The following is a 17,846-nucleotide window of genomic DNA, read 5'->3' on the forward strand; positions in this document are numbered from 1 at the left end:
TCCAGCCAACTGCAACGCGTTCTACTTAAGAACCTTCTGCCTTCACATACGAGCGTTCTTGGCAAGAACTCGTTTCAGCGAGGCATCCTGCGCCAGATCGCGCGGGGCAGCACCCGCATCACCGCGAAGACCGCCCGCAACCTGCCGGGGACCCATACCACCTCGGCGTCCGAACGCAGCCCGGCGATCACCGCGTCGGCGACCTGGCCGGGAGTGGACGACATCGGCGCGGGAGACATGCCCTCGGTCATCCTGCCGATCACGAAGCCGGGCCGTACCACCAGCACCCGGGCACCCGAGCCGTGCAGCGCGTCGCCCAGTCCCTGCGCGAAGCCGTCCAGGCCCGCCTTGGCCGAGCCGTACACGAAGTTGGCCCGCCGAACCCGCACCCCCGCCACCGACGAGAGGACCACCAGCGTGCCGTGACCCTGCTCACGCAGCCGCCGGGCGGCGAAGAGCCCGGCGGACACGTGCCCGCCGTAGTTGACGGCGACCGCCTCGGCGGCGGCCACCGGGTCGGCGTCGTAGGCCACCTGGCTGCCCAGGACGCCGAAGGCCGGGATCACCACGTCCAGGTCGCCGACCAGCTTCACGGCGGATTCGATCACCTCGCCGTGCGTCTCCGGGCGCGAGGCGTCGAACTCCAGCAGGTGCACCTCGGCGGCCCCGATGACCGGAGGCGTGTCACCGGCGTCACGGGCGGCGAGCACGACCCGGCGGGCACCGTCGCGGACCAGCCGTTCGACGATCGCCAGCCCGATCTCGCTGCGCCCGCCCAGCAGCAGCACGGTGTCCACCGAGCCTAGGGCGTTCTTCATCGACGGGGCCTCCTCATCGGCCATGGGAACGGTCTCCGTTGAACGGACGTCACAGCGAGAGTCTCACGGGGCCGCCGCGGACCTCACCGGGACCGGCCGCCCGCGACGGACGCCTCACAGGCCCAGCCTTCTCGCCAGGTCGGAGCGGAACACCCCACCGGGGTCCACCTCGTCGCGGACCTTACGCCACTCGCCCAGCCGCGGATACATCGCGGCCATCGTCTCGGCGGGCATCCGCGAGTCCTTGGCCAGGTAGATCCGTCCACCCGACTCGGCCACCCAGTCGTCGAACTCCCGGAGCAGCCCGGCCAGCCCCCGCCGGCCCGCCGGGATGTCCAGGGCGAGCGTCCATCCGGGGACCGGGAACGACAGCATCCCCGGTGTTCCGGGGCCGAACCGCTTGAGCACGCTGAGGAAGGAGACCACGCCCTCGGCCGACAGCCGGGAGACGATCCGCCGCAGCGTCGCCTCCGCTCCGAAGGGCACCACGAACTGGTACTGGACGAAGCCGTTCGAGCCGTAGACCCGGTTCCAGCCGTCCACCGAGTCCAGCGGGTGGAAGAACGGCGCGATCCCCTGGACGAGTCCGGTCCGGGGACGCGCCCTGCGGTACCAGGCCTCGTTGAACGCCCGCACGGTCACCGGGTTGAGCAGGCCGTTCGGCGCCCAGGGCGGGGCCTTCAGCCGGGAGGCGGGGGCGAACGCCAGCGGGTCGGCGCCGCGCGGCAGCTCGTCGCGGTCGGCGTGATCCCCCCGGGTGAGCACGCTGCGGCCCATCCGGCCGCCGGAGGCGAGCAGGTCGATCCAGGCGACCGTGTAGCGGTAGCGGTCGTCGGTCGCGGTCATCGTCTCCAGGGTGTGGTCCAGGTCGCGGGTGCGCTCGACGTCCACCCGCATGCGCGAGGTCGTGATCGGCAGGCAGCGGAAGACGGCCTCGGTGATCACCCCGGTGAGCCCCATCCCGCCGACGGTGGCCCAGAACAGCGCGCTGTCCGGGGTGAGGGTACGGCTGCCGCCGTCGGCCGTGACCAGGATGAGGGAGCGCAGGTGGGCGCCGAAGGAGGATTCGGCGTGGTGGTTCTTGCCGTGCACGTCGGCCGCGACGGCCCCGCCGACGGTCACGTATCTGGTGCCCGGGGTCACCGGGACGAACCAGCCTCTGGGCACCAGGGCGGCCATCAGGTCGTGCAGGCTCACCCCGGCGGCGGCGGTCACCAGGCCGGTGCTCTCGTCCAGCGACCACGAGGTCAGCGCGGTGCAGTCGAGGACCAGGCCGCCGGAGTTCTGCGCCGCGTCGCCGTAGGAGCGGCCGAGCCCCCGGGCGGCGACGCCCCGGCCGGGTGCCCGCCGTACCAGCTCGGCGACCTCCTCCGCCGAGCGGGGACGGGCCAGGCGCGCGGGGGTCGGTGCGGTACGGCCCCAGCCGGTCAGGAAGGTCATGTCAGGTAGATCCCGAGGACGAGTGAGGCGAGCAGGAGGGCGAGGAACACCTGGAGGTGCCGGTCACGCAGGGCGAGCTCTTCGGGCTCCTCGCCGACACCTCTGTCCACCAGGAGATTGTGCCGCAGGACGATGAGTACGAAGGGGACGATGCTCAGCCCGTAGAACGGTGTGGGACGGTCGGTGAGCGCCCAGAGGCAGTAGGTCACGATCATGGCGCCGGAGGACATCATCCGGACGCCGGCCAGGTAGCCGGGGGTGTAGGCGGCCAGGATCGCCCGGGTGGAGTTGCCGCCGGAGGCGCGCAGTTCGGCCTCCCGTTTGCCCACCACGAGTTGGAGCGAGCCGAGCGAGATCACCACGAGGAACCAACTCGTCACCGGCACGTCCACGGCGACCGCGCCGGCCCAGGCGCGGATCACGTGGCAGCCGGCGACAGCGACCAGGTCCACCACTTCCTGGTGTTTGAGCCAGTAGGTGTAGGCGAAGGTCAGCACCAGGTATCCGGTGACGACGGCCGGGAGCCGCCAGCTTCCGGACAGCGCGGCGACCGCCGGGGCCAGGGCGACGAACAGGACACCGGCCGCCCAGGCGAGCCGTACCGGGACCAGGCCGGCCGCGATCGGGCGGTGACGCTTGCGCGGGTGCCGCCGGTCGGCCTCGACGTCGGCCGCGTCGTTGAGCAGGTAGGTGCCGCTCGCGGCCACGCAGAACGCCGCGAAGGCGATCAGGGCGTCCAGGAGTCCCTGGGCGGTCCCCAGCACACCGGCCGCCGCCGGTGCCGCGAAGACCAGGGCGTTCTTCAGCCACTGGCGGGGTCGGCAGGCCCGGACGAGCGCGACGGGCGAGAACCCCCGGCCGCCGCGCACGACCGCCGCGTCCGGACCTTCCGGCGCAACGCCGGAACCCGTCGGGGACCGCTCAACCGCCGGGTCCCAGCCTCCCGGCACACCGCCGCCGAAGCCCGCCGGATCCGGACCCTCCAGGACACCGCCGCCGAGGCCCGCCGGGGCCGGACCTTCCGGCACACCGTCGAGGCCCACCGGGTCCGAGCCCCGGGCCACACCGTCGAGGCCGGCCGGGTCCCGGCCGGCCAGGTCCTGCTCGCCGAAGTCCAACGGATCGCGGATCGTCAGGTCCTGCGGGTGCCGCGGAGCGCGACGGCCCCGCCGATCAGCAGGGCGAGGCCCAGCAGGAGCAGGACGAGCGGGATCGTCACCTTGAGCATGGTGATCTGTCCTCTGCCCTCGACGGCATCGTCCACCAGGCCGTTGACCGTCTCGGGGGTCATCTTGGCGGTCGCCGAGAAGGCGGTGATGGTGTGGGCGCCGTCCTGGGTGGTGAGGACGTCGTGACGCTGCTGCTCCTGCTTGACCGGCGAACCCGTGACGGGCTCGATCCAGAACGTGTTCTTGCCGTCGTAGAACCGGTCCGCCTGGACGTCACCCTTCGTGTCGGTCACCCCCATGACCGAGGCGGGGACGGTGCGGGTCTCCGTCTTCGTCGCCGGGATGTCCTGCTCGAACTTGTAGGCCCGCAGCCCGTTGACGTCCTCCTCGCCGACGAACCTGGCGTCGTAGGCCGCGCCGGCGACCGAGTTGAAGACCTTGTAGGTCTTCTTCTCGACGTCGAAGGGGAACTTGTAGATCTGGCCTTCGAGCGTGCTGGGCTTGGTGTCGACGTTCACCGCGCAGCAGTTGATGCCGACGCCGGTGAACTTGTTGAAGGCGCTGCGCCGCTCGCCGTACGAGACGTCCGGGTTGCCGTTGGCCACGTCGTACACCGCGGTGAACTCGTCCCAGACGACCCGGTCGCCCTGGGCCTGGGACACGTCCCCCTTCGTGGTCACCGTGATGCCGAGGTCGCCGGTCAGCACCTTCAGCGCCTTGGGGTAGAAGTACTGGGCCCCCTGGGCCTCCAGCTTGCTGATCCCGTACTGCGCGGCCGGGGCCGCGATGAGGCTGCCGCCGATCTGGAAGCGCACGAGCGGCGCCAGCACGATGAGAAACGTCCCGACGGCTAAGAGGACTACTCCGATGATCCGGCGCATCTACCCTCCTGGGGGATTACAGCTTGGGGGGTTTAGGGGGAGATATCTGGATTAACAAAGCTACTCGCCGGTATGTTAATTGCCGAGAGTGACCGGCGTCACCAAGGGATGCGGAAAAGTGACCGAAACAAGTTCCAGGTCGGAGTCCCTTGCCGGACCGGCGCCCGCCGAGGTCGACGGCCATCTGGACACCCTTGACGGCGTGCGCGCCATCGCCGCGTTCGCGGTGCTCGTCTTCCACGTCGCGAGCGAGTCCGGTGCCGCCCTGCGCGACGGTTTCGGTGGCGCGCTGCTCTCCCGCGGCGACGTGGCCGTGCCGATCTTCTTCGCGCTCTCCGGGCTGCTGCTCTACCGCCCCTTCGCGGCCGCGCTGCTGCGCGGGGACTCCCCCGTCCGCGTCCGGGTCTACCTGTGGAAGCGGGCGGTGCGCATCCTCCCCGCCTACTGGCTGGTGGTCGTGGTGGCCATGCTGATCTGGTCGCGCGACCACCTGTCCGACGGCTGGAGCTGGCTGACCCTGCTGACCCTCAGCCAGAACTACGCGACCGGCTCCTGGTGGTACGGCCTGGGCCCCAAGGGCCTGGCCCAGATGTGGAGCCTGTCGGTGGAGGTGGCCTTCTACGTCCTGCTCCCCCTGCTGGCCGCCGCACTGGCCGCCTTCGCCCGGCGCGGCGGCGGGGACGTGCACCGGCGGGCCCGGCGGCTGCTGATCGGCCTGGGCGCGCTGGCCGCGCTCTCCTTCGGGTGGACGCTGCTGACCTACTATCCGGCCTACCGGCCCTTCCTGAACAGCTGGCCGCCCCGGTCGATGGTCTTCTTCGCCGCCGGGATGGCGCTGGCCGTGCTACTGGCCTGGGTGCACGCGGACCCGGACGAGGACTCCCCCGCCCGGCGCCTGCGGCGGGCGATGTCGGCCTCCCCGGGCTCGTGGTGGCTGGTCGCCGCCCTGGCGTACGCCGTCGCCGCCTCGCCGGTGACCGGCACCCGCTTCCTCGGCATCGACGGCGTCTGGTCGGGCCTGTTCGAGCTGACCCTCTACACGGTCGTGGCCTTCTGCCTGCTCGTCCCCGCCACGCTGCCGCCGCCGGGCGACTCTCCGGTGCGGCTCCTGCTCGCCAACCCGGTGATGGGCTTCCTCGGCCGCATCTCCTACGGCGTCTTCCTCTGGCAGTTCGCAGCCATCTACCTCTGGTACGGCTTCACCGCGCAGCAGCAGTTCACCGGCGGCTTCCTGGTCAACCTGGTGCCCGTCACCGCCATGACGCTCCTGCTGGCCACCCTGACCCACCGGTACGTGGAACGCCCCCTCCGCCGCCTCAACCACCTGGTGCGCTGAGCCCGTCCCCGCGTGTGCCGTAGCGGCGTTCACCGACAAGGCCCGGCGACACCCCTGATCACAGCGATGTCGTGGTCGATGCGCACTCGCCGGATCAATGTCTGCCCTCTGTGGGGGCAAGGCGATTTTCGCGTTGCTACAGCCCAGCTCACCCCAGCCAGAAGTCGGCGAGCCCGCACTTCCCTCCCGATCCTCCTCTCTGCGGCGCTCGGCCCTGCACTGGTCGGAGAGGAACGCGTCAGCTACGGCGATCGGCCCTGCACGGTCCCGTACGGATCGCTTCAGCGTCAGCGAGATCGCTGGGCGGTCCGGAAGGGAGCGGCTACGGTCCGCACGCCGTACGGCGAGCCAGCCTGGCGCGGAGGTGGGTGGGTGTTCCGGCCGGCTTATAAAAAAGCGCAACCAGCGCGCCCGCCAGGCCGGAGGCCTGAAAAACGAGACGACGACTGCGACGGCCGGCCGGAACACCCACCCACCGCAGCGCGCACGGCGACAGGCCCTTCCGGAACACCCACTCACCGCAGGTCGATCACACGACCTCTGCCGCCGCACTCAACGATCTGCAGTTGCCGTACCAGAGCGGTCCGGAAGCCGTCCGGAGACCGAGGTCAGGCGGGGCTCTCGCCCTCGGCGGCCGGGGCGCCCAGGGCCACGCCGGTCACGCAGATCGGGGCCGTCGGGTCGTCCATCACGATCCTGATCCCCCGGCTCACCCCCCGCACCGGGAAGTGGATCAGTCCCATGGGCGTCTCCCGCAGGGAGAGCACGATCCGCTCCTCGCCGACCTCCACGGTCACCGAGGCGGCCTTGCCCGCCGAGTATGCCAGCCCGCCCACGGTGTTCTGCCCGCCGAAGGAGATCGCGTCGGGGAAGGACATCGCGCCCATCAGCGTCCGCATGCAGCGCTCGTCCTTGCCCCGGAGGGCGAAGAAGCCGGGGGCGACGCTCATCCGCACCAGCCTGCCGTCCCGGTTGAAGACCCGGGCGTCCTCGGTGGGCTCGGGATGGGCCATCCTGGCCCGCAGGACCGGGCGGGCCAGCGGGGCGAGCAGATGGCTGCTGAGCCGCCGGTCGCCGTTCACCGGCAGCACGATGTCGGCGGGGAGCGGGGTCGGGTAGATCACGATGCTGTCCGGTGCCGCGGCGAGCTGCGCGGCGGCGGTGTCGAGGTAGGCGCGGACCCGGTCCCCGCTGAGGGTCTCCCGATAGGCCTCGATGGAGATCACCGACAGCACGAGGTAGGCCCCAGCGGTCAGCACGGCTGCGAGGGTGAGCCACGACCGGGCGGGCCGCGGGCGGCGGTAGGCGTCGCTCTCCCCGCTGACCGGCAGCAGCGCGAGCGCCAGGCAGACCGCGAAGACGACGGCGGCGTCGGCGACATAACGGCTCTCCAGGCCCACCAGCGGCGTGTAGCTGCCCCGGGCGACCACCGTCGAGATGGCGTCGGCGAGGATCAGGTAGCCCCCCAGGACGATCCACGCCCGCAGCGCACGGCGCCGGTAGACGACGCTGATCACCAGCATGACCCCCAGGACCGCCCAGGAGACGGCGACGACGGCGTCGGAGGGACCGGCCAGCCCCCCGGCCGGGGTCGGCAGCCAGGCGAGCGGCCCGCCGACCGCCCCGCTCGGGAACGTACGGCCCAGCAGCAGCGAGATCAGGTCCAGGGCCACTCCGGGCTTGGGCACCGTCGCCCCCTCTCCCGGGGCGGTGCCCATCCTGGCGAGGTAGGCGGCCGTGTAGGCGGCGAGGACCGCGACGTGTGCCGACCAGAGCCGCCAGTGCCGCCGCACCTCGCCCGGCATCGACCGCACCCAGCCGGTCTCCCGGCCGGTGAGGCACGCCGTCGTCAACGCGAAGAGCAGGAAGGTGACGAAGACGCCCTTGGTGCTGAAGGCCATGCCGGCCACACACCAGGCCAGCGCCTGCCGGCCGTACCGGGCACCTTCACCGCGCGCGAAGCGGACCTGGGCGGTCAGTGCGAGCACCAGGGCGAGCTGGAGCGGGACCGCGTTGATCGCCGCCGCCCACCAGCCGAACGCCGGGATCGTCAGGGGCGAGAACAGGAACAGGGCCAGGGGTGGCAGGATCGCCGCCCGGGTGCCGAACAGGGTCCGCAGCAGCCGGAGCGCCAGCACGCTGAGCAGCGCCTGGGCCACGAACGTGACCCCGGCCACCAGGAGCCAGTCATAGGCGGCGATCCGCGAGAGCACCCAGGTCAGCGCGATCGCGCCGGGCATGAAATGACCCTTGTGCACCCGGGTCACGAAGTCGAGGGTCAGGTCGTTCTCGTAGGCGTTCCCCACGAACAGCAGGTCGTCCTCGACGAAGTAGGAGTCGCGCAGGACCAGCACCCGCAGGACGAGCGACGCCGCGATGAGCAGGGCCGCGCCGAGCAGTACCGGGCTGCGGAGCGCGGCCAGCCAGCCGGGCAGCGTGATCCGCAGCACCGGCGAATCCTGCCGCCCGGTCTCCGTGGCCTCCATCAGTCCTCTCCCTCTGATCCCCGTGTTCCGGTGGAACACCCTACGAGCCCGAAAAAGATGTGGAGCGGTGCGGTGTTATGCTCCGGCGCACCCGATGTGCTCCGCTCTGTGATGGAGCGTCGCCGGCCTTTGGAGGAGCACCCTTGGAGACCCCTCAGGCACCGTTCCGGGCCACTCTTGGCCGGTCGATCAGGCTGCTCGGCGCCTTCCGCAAGGAGCAGAGCGACCCGGATTTCTTCTACGGCATGCTGGCCCGCGACACGGTGGCCCAGCTCGCCTCCTACACCGAGCTCGACGGCGCGCTCGTCGCCGACGTGGGCGGCGGTCCGGGTTACTTCACCGACGTGCTGCGGGTCGTGGGGGCGCGCCCGGTGTGCGTGGACTGCGACGCCGGCGAGATGATGGCCCGCCAGGGAGCCGCCCCGGAGGGGGCGGTGCTCGGTAGTGCGCTCGACCTGCCGCTGGCGACCGGATCGGTGGACGTCTGCTTCTCCTCCAACGTGCTGGAGCACGTGCCCGACCCGTGGCGGATGGCCGACGAGATGGTCCGGGTGACCCGGCCGGGCGGCGTGGTCTACCTGTCCTTCACCAACTGGCTGTCCCCCTGGGGCGGCCACGAGACCTCCCCCTGGCACTACCTCGGCGGCCACCGCGCCACCGCCCGCTACACCCGGGTGTACGGCAGGTCCCCGAAGAACGTCTACGGCAGCGGCCTCTACCCGGTCTCGGTCGGCGCGGCACTGCGCTGGGCCAGGCGGCAGCCGGACGCCACGGTCCTGGACGCCCTGCCCCGCTACCACCCGCGCTGGGCGACCCCGGTGATCCGCGTCCCCGCCCTGCGCGAGATCGTGAGCTGGAACCTGCTGCTCATCCTGCGCCGTCACTGACCACCTCCCGCGGGCCTCCGTCCCCCGCCCCCTCCGGTACGGCCGCGCCGACCGTCGCCAGCCGGAGGCAGACGCCGTCCTCCGGGACCGAGATCCGCACCGGTCCGGAGGCGGCCGGGACCGGGAAGTAGGTCCGGTCCCAGTCGGCCCGCAGCAGGACCTCGCTCCGCCGGTCCCCGCTGAGCACGGTCGCGCGGGTGTCACGCGTCACCCGGTAGTCGATGCGGGCGACGTTCCCCGCACCGGCGGCGGGGAACTCGGCGACGACCGTGCCGTTTCGCGCCGGAAGGCAGGAGCCTTCCTTGGCCGTCAGGTAACCGCCGAAGACCGTCGCGGGCACCAGATGGCCGCGGTCGTCGAAGGTCACCGCGCGGCGGGCCGCCCCCGGATGCCTGACCTTCTCCCGCAGCGCGCCCTCGGCGAGCGGGCTGAGCGCCCGCGAGGTCAGCCGGTCCTCGACGGCCTGCCAGGGGAACAGCATCCGGTCGGGGACGAACGAGGGGTAGACGCCCGTCTCCGGGCCGAGCGCGGCCAGGTCCGCGCGGGCCACCTCGAAGTAGGCGCGGTTGCCGCCCGGCAGCCCCTGGGCGAAGCCCACTGCCGACACGAGGGCGAGCGCCAGGTAGGCGCAGGTGGCGACGGGGACGAGCGGCGACACAGCGGGAGGCGGCCCGTTGCCCGAGCCCACGGTTCCGGCTCCTCCGGACGGGTCGCGCCGTTCTCCTTCAAACGGGTCGTGCCGTTCCCCTCCGGACACGTCGTGCCGTTCCCCTTCAGACAGGTCATGTCGTTCTCCTCCGGACACGTCGTGCCGTTCCCCTCCGGACGGGTCGCGCCGGGAGGCCACCGCTTTCCGCAGGGAGTCGCGCCGGGTGACGCCGTCCGGAGCGGACAGGTCGCGCCACGGCATCAGAGCCAGGGCCAGACAGACCGCGAGCACGGGCGTCGCGTCGGCGATGTAGCGGCTCTCCAGGGCGTGCTGGATCGAACCCGCCCGGCTGACCATGATCAGCAGACCGTCCGCGACCAGCAGGTAGCCCGCCGCGAGCGCCCAGGCGCCGGCCGCCTCGGGACGCCTGCGGCAGGTGCCCACGACGACGGCGGCCAGGACCAGCCAGGCCACGGCGACCTCGACGGGCCGGTGGGCGACCAGCAGGCCGGCGCTGGTCACCGTTCCCCAGTTCAGCGGGCCCCCCACGAGCAGCGTCGGCACCGTACCGCCGAGGAAGCTGCCGAGGTAGTCCGTCGCGGTGTAGAACTCCGGCCCACGAGCGCCGTCCCACCGGGCCGTCCCGCGGCCAGAACGTAGCCGGCCAGGTAGGCGCCGCCCACCGCCGCGTATGCCAGCCAGAGGCCCAGGTGTCTGCGCACGGCCCCGGCCACACCGTGCTCCCGCGCCAGGAGCAGCACCGTGAGCAGGAACAGCACCGGCGGGATGACGACCGCCTTCTCGAAGAAGAGCAGACCGGCGCAGGTCCAGGCGATCCCGGCGAGCGCGTGCCGGGCCCTGCCGGTACGGATCAGCAGCACCTGCGAGCACACGGCCATGAGCAGGGCGACCTGCATCGGCAGGATGTTGAGCGCCGCCGCGAACCAGGTGCCCGCCTGGAAGTTGGCGGGTGCGAACAGGAAGAGGGCGAGCGGGACCAGGATGAGGGGCCGGGCGCCGAACAGCAGGCGCAGCAGCCGGTGAAGTGCCAGGGCCGCACCGGCGTACAGCGCCATGATCACGGCCGAGACCAGGGCCCAGTCGTAGGCGGAGACCGCCGTGACGGCCCGGACCAGGGCGAACGCACCCGGCATCAGGTGTCCGATGTGCACCCGGAACAGATGGTCCCAGTCGAAGGGCTCGTCTACGGCCCGGCCGATGAAGACGATGTCGTCCTCGACGAAGAAGGATCGGCTCAGCAGCCAGCCCTTGAGCACGAGCCCCGCGATCAGCAGGCACAGCGCCGCGACCGCCGGCCCGTGCCGCCGGACGGACGGGCTTCGCGCCCACCCCGGCAGCCGCAGTTCCACCTCGACCGGGCCGGTGCTCACCCGGCCCCCTCGGGCCCGGCGCCACCGGACCCGGATGTCCCGGCCGGTCTGCGGGGGCGAGATCCGAGGAAGATCAGCAGGAGTCCGACAGCGAGGAAGAGGCCGGGCAGCAGGTCACGGATGACGAGGACCCAGCGGAGGAAGGCACGGGCGTCGGCGACCTTGGCGCCGACGTCCTCGTCGGACATCACCAGGTCAGCCCGGAGGCTCATCCTGCGCTCGTACCCGTCGGGGGTGCGCAGGCCCTGGCGGTGCTTCTCCGCCACCTTCACCGTCAGGCCGCTCTCCGGCTCGACCCAGAGCGTGCGGGTGACCTCGGCGTAGCGGGAGACGCCCAGAGCCCGCCACCCGGGCAGGCCGAGCACCTTGCCGGGGAACTGCTGAGGGAAGTCCTCGATTTTGGCCGGGCCCGCCGTGTAGGTGTAGCGGTAGGTCCGCAGGCCGTCGATCTGCTCCTGTTGCTCGTAACGGAGCGGGACCACCGTCCGGAGCGTCGTGTCGTACATCGGATAGGTGCGCGGTTCGGCGCGGAAGGGCAGGCGGAAGGCCAGGCCCGACTGCCGTGCGCCGGCGTCCTCGTCGACGTAGCCCCCGCAGCAGTCGACCGTCATGGCCGTCCGGCGGTCGAAGGCGGTCCGGCGCTCGTGGTAGTCGATCCGGTCGCCGGAGGCCGTGGTGAGTGAGGTGAACTCCACCCACACCGCGGTGTCGCGGTTCCCGGCGCCGGCGTCGCCGCTCAGTGTCGTGGTGGACACCAGCGGGACACCGGTGTGGGAGGTGAGCGTGGCCGTGTCGAAGTAGTCGGCGGCCGGGGCGACCATGCGGTAGGTCCTGCCCTGCTCCAGCGGCAGGAGCAGCACGCTGTCGTAGACGTGGAAACGCAGCAGCGCCGCGAGCGTGACAAGGAAGGCACCCGCGCCCGCGAGCACCGCCTGGGGAATCCTGGGCCGGCTCCCCCGACCGTTCCCGGTCGCCGGGACCACCGGCACGCCGCCGCCTCCGGCACGCCCCACCGGACCGTCCTCCACCGCCGGGATCACGGGCGCACCGTCGCCACGGACGCGGTTCACCGGCCCGCCGCCGCCGGCTCGGGCCGCCGGGCCGCGGAACGGCGCGGCGGGGGCGGCAGGGCCGGGGTCCGCCGGGGGACCGCCGTCATCGTCCACGCCAGCGTCAGGAGGCAGAGCACCTGTGGCACGACGCCCGTCAGGGGCCCGGTGAACGCCTCGGTGGCCTCGGCCCCGCCGTACAGGGTGCCCGCGGCGAGCGCGAGGCCGGCCAGGCCCGGCAGTGCCACGAGCGCCCAGGGCGAGGCCGCCGCGCGGGCGAGACCGGGCAGGACCCGGAGCCGGGCGTGCCTGGCCTCGGCCACCGCCCTCAGCCAGGCGGACAGCGCCACCGCCCCGGTGACGATCGCGGCGCCCGCGAACCCCCCGGTCCACAGGCCGACCAGCGGGGCGAGCGGCCAGATCCAGATCGCGCGTCCCCCGGTGGCCCCCGTCCCGGAATACCGGACCGCAGCGGGCATCGGCCCGGGATTCCGGACCGCGGCAGGCACCGGCCCGAACGGGCGGAGCCCGCCGGTCCCGGTCCCGGGTGTCCGCCCTGTGGCCCGCGCCGTCCCGGACGGGCGGAGCCGCCGGGCGGGAACGGCCGCGAGCACCAGCACGAGGAGCACCAGGGCGCCGCCGCCGAGCAGCGCCGCGCGGTAGGCGGCGTCGGGTTCGTAGCGCATGGTCACGACGCCCTGCCCGGGAGGCAGTTCCCAGGCCTGCCGCCAGCCGTCCAGCCTGACCGCGGTCAGCCGTCTGCCGTCGAGGTAGGCCTGCCAGCCGGTGTTGTGGTTCTCGTTCACCACGAGGTACGAGGGGGCGGCGGCCGAGACCCGGACCCGGCGCTCCTCCGGCCCCCACGTCTCCGCGACGGCGGGGGTGGCCGTGACCGCGTGCCGCGTGCCCTCGGCGGACGTCCGCACGACCACCGACTCGATCCTGAAGGCGTCGCTGGGTGCGGCGGTGACCCGCGCCGTGCCGGCGCCCAGCTCGACCGGCTCGCAGGCCCGGTATCCGAGGGGGCGGCCGTCGACCACGTCGCCCAGCGTGCCGTCCACGATCTCGGTGGGTACGGCGTTGCCGTTGAGGGTGAGCGTGGGCCCGTAGCCGCAGGGCAGTCTCAACGGGAACGGGGTCAGCGAGCCGATCGGCTTCACCCCCGGGATGGTGAGCTCCGACACCTCGATCGGCCGGGACGCCGGAGCCGTGAAACCGATCTCCAGGCGGTCCGTGCGGATCGGGGCGAAGGCGACCCTCCCGTTGGCACCGACCCAGCCCTGTGCCGTCCGGCCGCCGCCGCGCACGCTCACCTTGACCGGCGGCTGCCCCAGGAACGAGTCGGGGAAGAGGACCATGATCTGCGAAATGGTGATCTTCTTGCGGAGCCTGACGGTCAGGGTCGGGTGCGGGTCGAAGGTCTGGGCGTACCAGACCGTGTCCAGGTTGCCGTCCATGGCCGAGCGGCCGAGCACCGCCGGGTGGTCGACCAGCGTGGAGGACGCGGTCACCCGGGGGAAGACACCGGGGATGGTGGTGAGCAGCCCGGCGGAGACGGGGTCGGTGAGCACGGCGCGGCCGGTGACCGCGCGCTCCCCGCCGTCCCGGACGACGAAGGTCCGGTCGAAGCCGGAGCCGTCCTCGCCGGTGATCTGCAGGGACGGCGAGCAGGTCCACGTCGCGGACCCGTGCATGCACGGCGAGGCCGAACCCTGCCGGGTCAGCAGCACCGTGCCGGGATCCTGGGCGCCGTCCGCGGGGACGGCGATGCTCCGGCCGGCCCGCACCCCGGGAATCGCGATCTCGGTGATGCCGACGCGGGTGCCGACCCGTGAGCCGGGTTCGGAGGCCAGCCGGGTCACCCGGACGCGCAGCCATGAGGTCGCACCGGCCGGTGGGTGCAGGAGCTGCGGGTCGGCCGTGTCCCCGACCGGCACCCGGCGTGTTCCCGTCGCGGTCTCCAGGGCGACCTCCGCCACCGGAGGCCCCAGCGCCCCCTTCTCGAACGCGACGGTGATCTTCGGCAGGTCGACGCTCTCGACGAAGCGCACCTCCAGCCACTCCCCGACGGCCCCGTTCCAGCCGTCGGAGCGCCATCCGGTGCGCGGGTCGGCGTCGAACGCCGCGTACGGCTGCCGCCCCGGATCACGCCGGTCGCCGGCCCCGATCCCCGACTCGGCGGAGGAGGCCCGCACGTCCTGGATGCCGGAGTAGCGGGCGGTCGCGGTGGCGGCGGTCCAGGCGGGGTCGGTGAGGTCCGACTCCCTGCCGCGTTCCGGCGGCTGGTCCTCGGTGAGCGTGGCGGTGCCGATCCGGCGCAGGTCGCCGAAGACGATCTCGCGGCGGCGCAGCGTGTCGGTCACCACCCTGCGGGCCGCGGGCGTCGTGCCCGTGGCCGGCTCGTCGCCGACCACGGTGGGCCGGTCGTCGTCGAGCAGGCCCTCCTCGGCGAGGGCCAGCGCCGCCTCGGGTGCCCCGGCGATCCGGAGCGTCCCGTCGCGGGGCACCGTCGCGACGAGTGGCGCGGGGGACGGGACCGCGTAGACCTCCAGCGCGGGGTAGTGCTGCTCGAACCAGCCCGCGGCCGTCGAGTTGGCCGTGGTGCCGACCTCCGGCCCGAAGGTGGCGACCCGTTCCAGGCCGGTGGACTCGGCGAGTGTCTCGTGGACCCGCGCGGGCCAGGCCGTCCCCAGGCTCTCTCTCGCGAGGTCGTTGCGGACGAGCAGGTAGGTGACCCCGATCCGGCGCAGCGCCGAGGTGAGGCCGGGCGATCCCCTGCCGGTGGCGAAGCGCTCGTCCACCGCCTGGACGAGCCGGGCCAGTCCGGGAGATCCCCACGGGACGTTGGTGTGGGTGGCCCAGCGCACGGTCAGCAGCGACTGCATGGGCTCGTCCATCGGGCGGCCCCACAGGTATTCGCCCCGGCGCGACCCGGGCGCGGCGAGGACCATGCCGCTCCCGGTGTTCCGGTTCAGCCAGGTCGTGGCGTCCCGCCAGTAGGAGGGGACCTCGGCGAACCCTCCCGCGGGCGACGCCCCGGCGGTGGCGACGGGCAGCGCGGCGAGGGCGGCCAGTACGGCGGACGCCACGAGGACGGGTCTGCGCAGCCGTACGGGACCGGCCAGGGGCAGGGCGGCCAGGCCGAGGGCGAGCGGGAGCCGGATGAGCGCGTCGAACTTGTGCAGGTTGCGGAACGGTGCCAGGGGGCCGTCCAGCAGGGCCTTCACCTGCTCCGTCCACGGGTGGGCGAACGCGTCGGCGTGCCCGGCGGAGACGATCACGACCCCGGCCAGGAGGCCGGTCACCAGGAAGACCCGCTCCGGGGTGGCCCGGGCGGCGATCCCGGCGAGGCCGAGGCCGGCGACGAGCGCGGTCAGGAAGATCGGCACCGGCCCGGTCGCCTGCTCGAACGCGGCCGGCAGGAAGGGCTGCCCGTCCACCGGCAGGTAGGCGATCCAGCCGGAGGTGCCCCGCAGGGTGTTGATCAGTGAGGTGACGCCGGTGGTGGCGTCGGCGGTCTCGATGAACGGCAGGAAGGAGAAGATGTAGCGGCCCATCACCAGCAGGGGCAGCAGCCACCACATCGACATCGCGCCCACACAGCCCAGCCACCACAGCAGCAGGCGTCGCCGGTGACGGCCCCGTTGCCGGGTCAGCAGGTACAGCAGCGGCACGACGAGCACGGCGAGCACGGCGACGGCGTTGATCCCACCGGCGAACAGGAACGCCAGCGCCGACAGTGCCGCGGCCCTGCGCGGATCCGCCCCCGGGCGCGTGCCGTGCACGAGCGGCAGCAGGATCCAGGGCAGTACGGCGCTCGGCTGGAACTCCGAGGAGTTGACCCCGATCAGCGTGAGGGCGTGCGGGGCCAGGGCGTAGGCGAGACCGGCCAGGACGCGGGTGGCCGGGGTGCCGATGTCCATGGCGCGGGCGACCCGCTCGACACCGGCGAACGCGGCACACAGCACCAGGGTCATCCACAGGCGCTGGATGTTCCACGCGGGCATGTCCAGGGCCTGGAAGAACGCGTAGAACGGGCCCATCGGGAACAGGTAGCCGTAGGCCTGGTTCTGCAGGTGGCCGAAGAACGCGCCGTCCCACAGGTGTACCGCCCGGGCGAGGAAGCCGAGCGGGTTGAGCGCCATGTCGAGTTTCGTCTCGGAGATCACCTGGCCGGGCGCGGTGTTGAACGCGACGGCGCCGAGCAGCAGGAAGCCCGCCAGCAGGTGCAGCCGGTGCCGCAGCCGGGCGGGCCCGGTGTCCGTGCGGTCAGGGGTCAATGCGGCACTCGAGGGGGTCGGTCTCACCGGTGGCGAGACGGGGGTCGGAGGTCCGGGCCGACGGGCCCGCAGAGCTCGGGGGCTGGTGCCGGTGACCCACCGCGGAGAGTTCCGCGGTGATGAGCCTGGTTATCGTAGCGCCGGTTTTTCCCCAGGTGAACTCCCCTGCCCAGGATCGGCACGCCCGCTGGATCTCCGTGCGCCGTACCGGGTCGGTCAGCTCCTCGAACGCCCGCTCCACCACGTCCGCGAGCGCCTCGCCGTCGCGGACCAGCCAGCCGGTCACGCCGTCGCGGATCGAGTCGCGCAGCCCGGCGACGTCATAGGCGACCGTGGGGACACCGAAGGCCGCGGCTTCGATCACGGTGAGGCCCCAGCCTTCGAACTCCGAGGCGGTCACGTTCAGCAGGGCCGAGCCGAGCACGGCGTTCTTCTCCGGCTCGGTGAGGAAACCGTGCAGGTGCACGCGATCGGCGACCCCCAGCTCGGCCGCCCGGACGGCGAGGGCCCCGGCCTCCGGACCCCGGCCCACGACGTGCACCCGCAGGCCGGGACGGCTCTCCCCCAGTTCGGCCGCCAGGCCGACCACGCGTTCGACCCGCTTGTGGCCGACCAGCCTGCCCAGGTAGACCACGGCGGGGTCGCCGGGGAGGGCGTGCCGGGTGATCGAGCGTGCCACCGGGCTGCCGTTGGGGACGACCTGGATCGGGGCCAGCCAGCGCAGCCGGGTGCGGAGGTCCTGCCTGGACGACTCCGACACCGTGACCGTCGTGCGGCGGCGGTAGAGCAGCCGGGCCACCGGACCCTCGATGAAACAGCCGATCCTGGCGAGCCAGGGGGGCAGGAAGGCGTGGAACTGCCGGTCGTGCACATGGTGCACCAGGCAGATCACCGTGGTGCGGCGCCGTACCACGAGGGGGGAGAAGAAAGGGATGCCGTTCATCGAGTCGACGACCACGTCGAAGCGGCGGCGGTGCAGCAGCAGCCAGAGCGGTATCAGCAGGTAGACGAGGTAGCGGTTGCCCATCCGGCGCAGCTCGACGCCGTTGCGCCGCTCCGATCTCGGCTGACCGGGCTCGCGGCCGGTCAGGAAGTGGACGGACGCGCCCTGGGCGATGAGATGGCGGCTGACCTGCCAGGCGTACTCCTCGGCGCCGCCGGCCACCGACTGTCCCGGCTCGCGGAAGTTCAGCACCGCCACCCTGACCCCGTGCAGGGACGCCTCCGGGGCCTGCGTGACCTGCACGTCCAGGGCGGGCCGCGGCGGGCTCAGCGGACGCGATCCGGCGTTCGCGCTCCCACCGGAAAAGGCCACGATGTCGGCCACGATGTCTCCTCGGTCCGCTACGGCGACGCACGCCTGAACCAGGGCATGGCGGAGCCACACCTCGTTCTGGTGACTGCTGTTCAGCCCCGGCGGGCTGGGAGGAACGGTGTCGGCAGGGCCTTCGGCCGGCCCC

Annotated in this window: 12 protein-coding genes; 2 read left to right on the forward strand and 10 right to left on the reverse strand. The window is 72.7% G+C overall.

Annotated features, from left to right (window positions below; genetic code table 11):
• Positions 1-74: 74 nt before the first annotated feature.
• The 4 genes from OHA77_RS13485 to OHA77_RS13500 form a co-directional block, all read right to left on the reverse strand.
• Positions 75-818 (reverse strand): decaprenylphospho-beta-D-erythro-pentofuranosid-2-ulose 2-reductase, encoded by a 744-nt coding sequence (locus OHA77_RS13485; protein ID WP_406318398.1) that lies wholly within the window; start codon positions 816-818, stop codon positions 75-77.
• Positions 819-932: 114 nt separating this feature from the next.
• On the reverse strand, positions 933-2,258 hold the full coding sequence (locus OHA77_RS13490; RefSeq protein ID WP_406318400.1) for an FAD-binding protein: 1,326 nt from the start codon (positions 2,256-2,258) through the stop codon (positions 933-935).
• The gene (locus tag OHA77_RS13495; protein WP_406319820.1) at positions 2,255-3,127 is read right to left on the reverse strand and encodes a decaprenyl-phosphate phosphoribosyltransferase; all 873 of its coding nucleotides are present in this window, start codon (positions 3,125-3,127) and stop codon (positions 2,255-2,257) included. Before OHA77_RS13495 ends, OHA77_RS13490 begins: the two co-directional genes overlap by 4 nt.
• Positions 3,128-3,390: 263 nt before the next feature.
• Positions 3,391-4,308: a DUF3068 domain-containing protein gene (locus OHA77_RS13500; protein ID WP_406318402.1), complete on the reverse strand. Its 918-nt coding sequence runs from the start codon at positions 4,306-4,308 to the stop codon at positions 3,391-3,393.
• 118 nt (positions 4,309-4,426) lie between these two features.
• Here OHA77_RS13500 and OHA77_RS13505 point away from each other — a divergent pair, with 118 nt between their 5' ends.
• Entirely contained in the window at positions 4,427-5,644 is a 1,218-nt protein-coding gene (locus OHA77_RS13505) for an acyltransferase family protein (RefSeq protein ID WP_406318403.1), read from the forward strand.
• A gap of 608 nt (positions 5,645-6,252) precedes the next feature.
• Here the strand turns inward: OHA77_RS13505 and OHA77_RS13510 are convergent.
• The gene (locus OHA77_RS13510; RefSeq protein WP_406318405.1) at positions 6,253-8,130 is read right to left on the reverse strand and encodes a hypothetical protein; all 1,878 of its coding nucleotides are present in this window, start codon (positions 8,128-8,130) and stop codon (positions 6,253-6,255) included.
• Between the two features lie 143 nt (positions 8,131-8,273).
• Here OHA77_RS13510 and OHA77_RS13515 point away from each other — a divergent pair, with 143 nt between their 5' ends.
• Complete coding sequence (locus tag OHA77_RS13515; protein ID WP_406318406.1) at positions 8,274-9,017, forward strand: class I SAM-dependent methyltransferase; 744 nt, start codon at positions 8,274-8,276, stop codon at positions 9,015-9,017.
• Here the strand turns inward: OHA77_RS13515 and OHA77_RS13520 are convergent.
• From OHA77_RS13520 to OHA77_RS13540, 5 genes are read right to left on the reverse strand one after another with little or no spacing between them, the layout of a single operon-like run.
• Entirely contained in the window at positions 8,998-10,230 is a 1,233-nt protein-coding gene (locus OHA77_RS13520; protein ID WP_406318408.1) for a hypothetical protein, read from the reverse strand. The two genes, OHA77_RS13515 and OHA77_RS13520, sit on opposite strands and share 20 nt — an antisense overlap.
• Positions 10,200-11,057, reverse strand: a complete 858-nt coding sequence (locus OHA77_RS13525) for a hypothetical protein (protein WP_406318410.1) — start codon at positions 11,055-11,057, stop codon at positions 10,200-10,202. Before OHA77_RS13525 ends, OHA77_RS13520 begins: the two co-directional genes overlap by 31 nt.
• Positions 11,054-12,127 carry a DUF3068 domain-containing protein gene (locus OHA77_RS13530; RefSeq protein ID WP_406318411.1) on the reverse strand — a complete coding sequence of 358 codons (1,074 nt, stop codon included), beginning with the start codon at positions 12,125-12,127 and terminating at the stop codon, positions 11,054-11,056. Before OHA77_RS13530 ends, OHA77_RS13525 begins: the two co-directional genes overlap by 4 nt.
• A complete protein-coding gene (locus tag OHA77_RS13535) occupies positions 12,124-16,386 on the reverse strand; it encodes an alpha-(1->3)-arabinofuranosyltransferase family protein (protein WP_406318412.1) in 4,263 nt (1,420 codons plus the stop codon). Before OHA77_RS13535 ends, OHA77_RS13530 begins: the two co-directional genes overlap by 4 nt.
• Positions 16,376-17,713: a glycosyltransferase family 4 protein gene (locus tag OHA77_RS13540; RefSeq protein ID WP_406318414.1), complete on the reverse strand. Its 1,338-nt coding sequence runs from the start codon at positions 17,711-17,713 to the stop codon at positions 16,376-16,378. Before OHA77_RS13540 ends, OHA77_RS13535 begins: the two co-directional genes overlap by 11 nt.
• Positions 17,714-17,846 lie beyond the last annotated feature (133 nt).

Source organism: Streptosporangium sp. NBC_01639, from assembly GCF_045209755.1.
Classification (GTDB): Bacteria; Actinomycetota; Actinomycetes; order Streptosporangiales; family Streptosporangiaceae; genus Streptosporangium.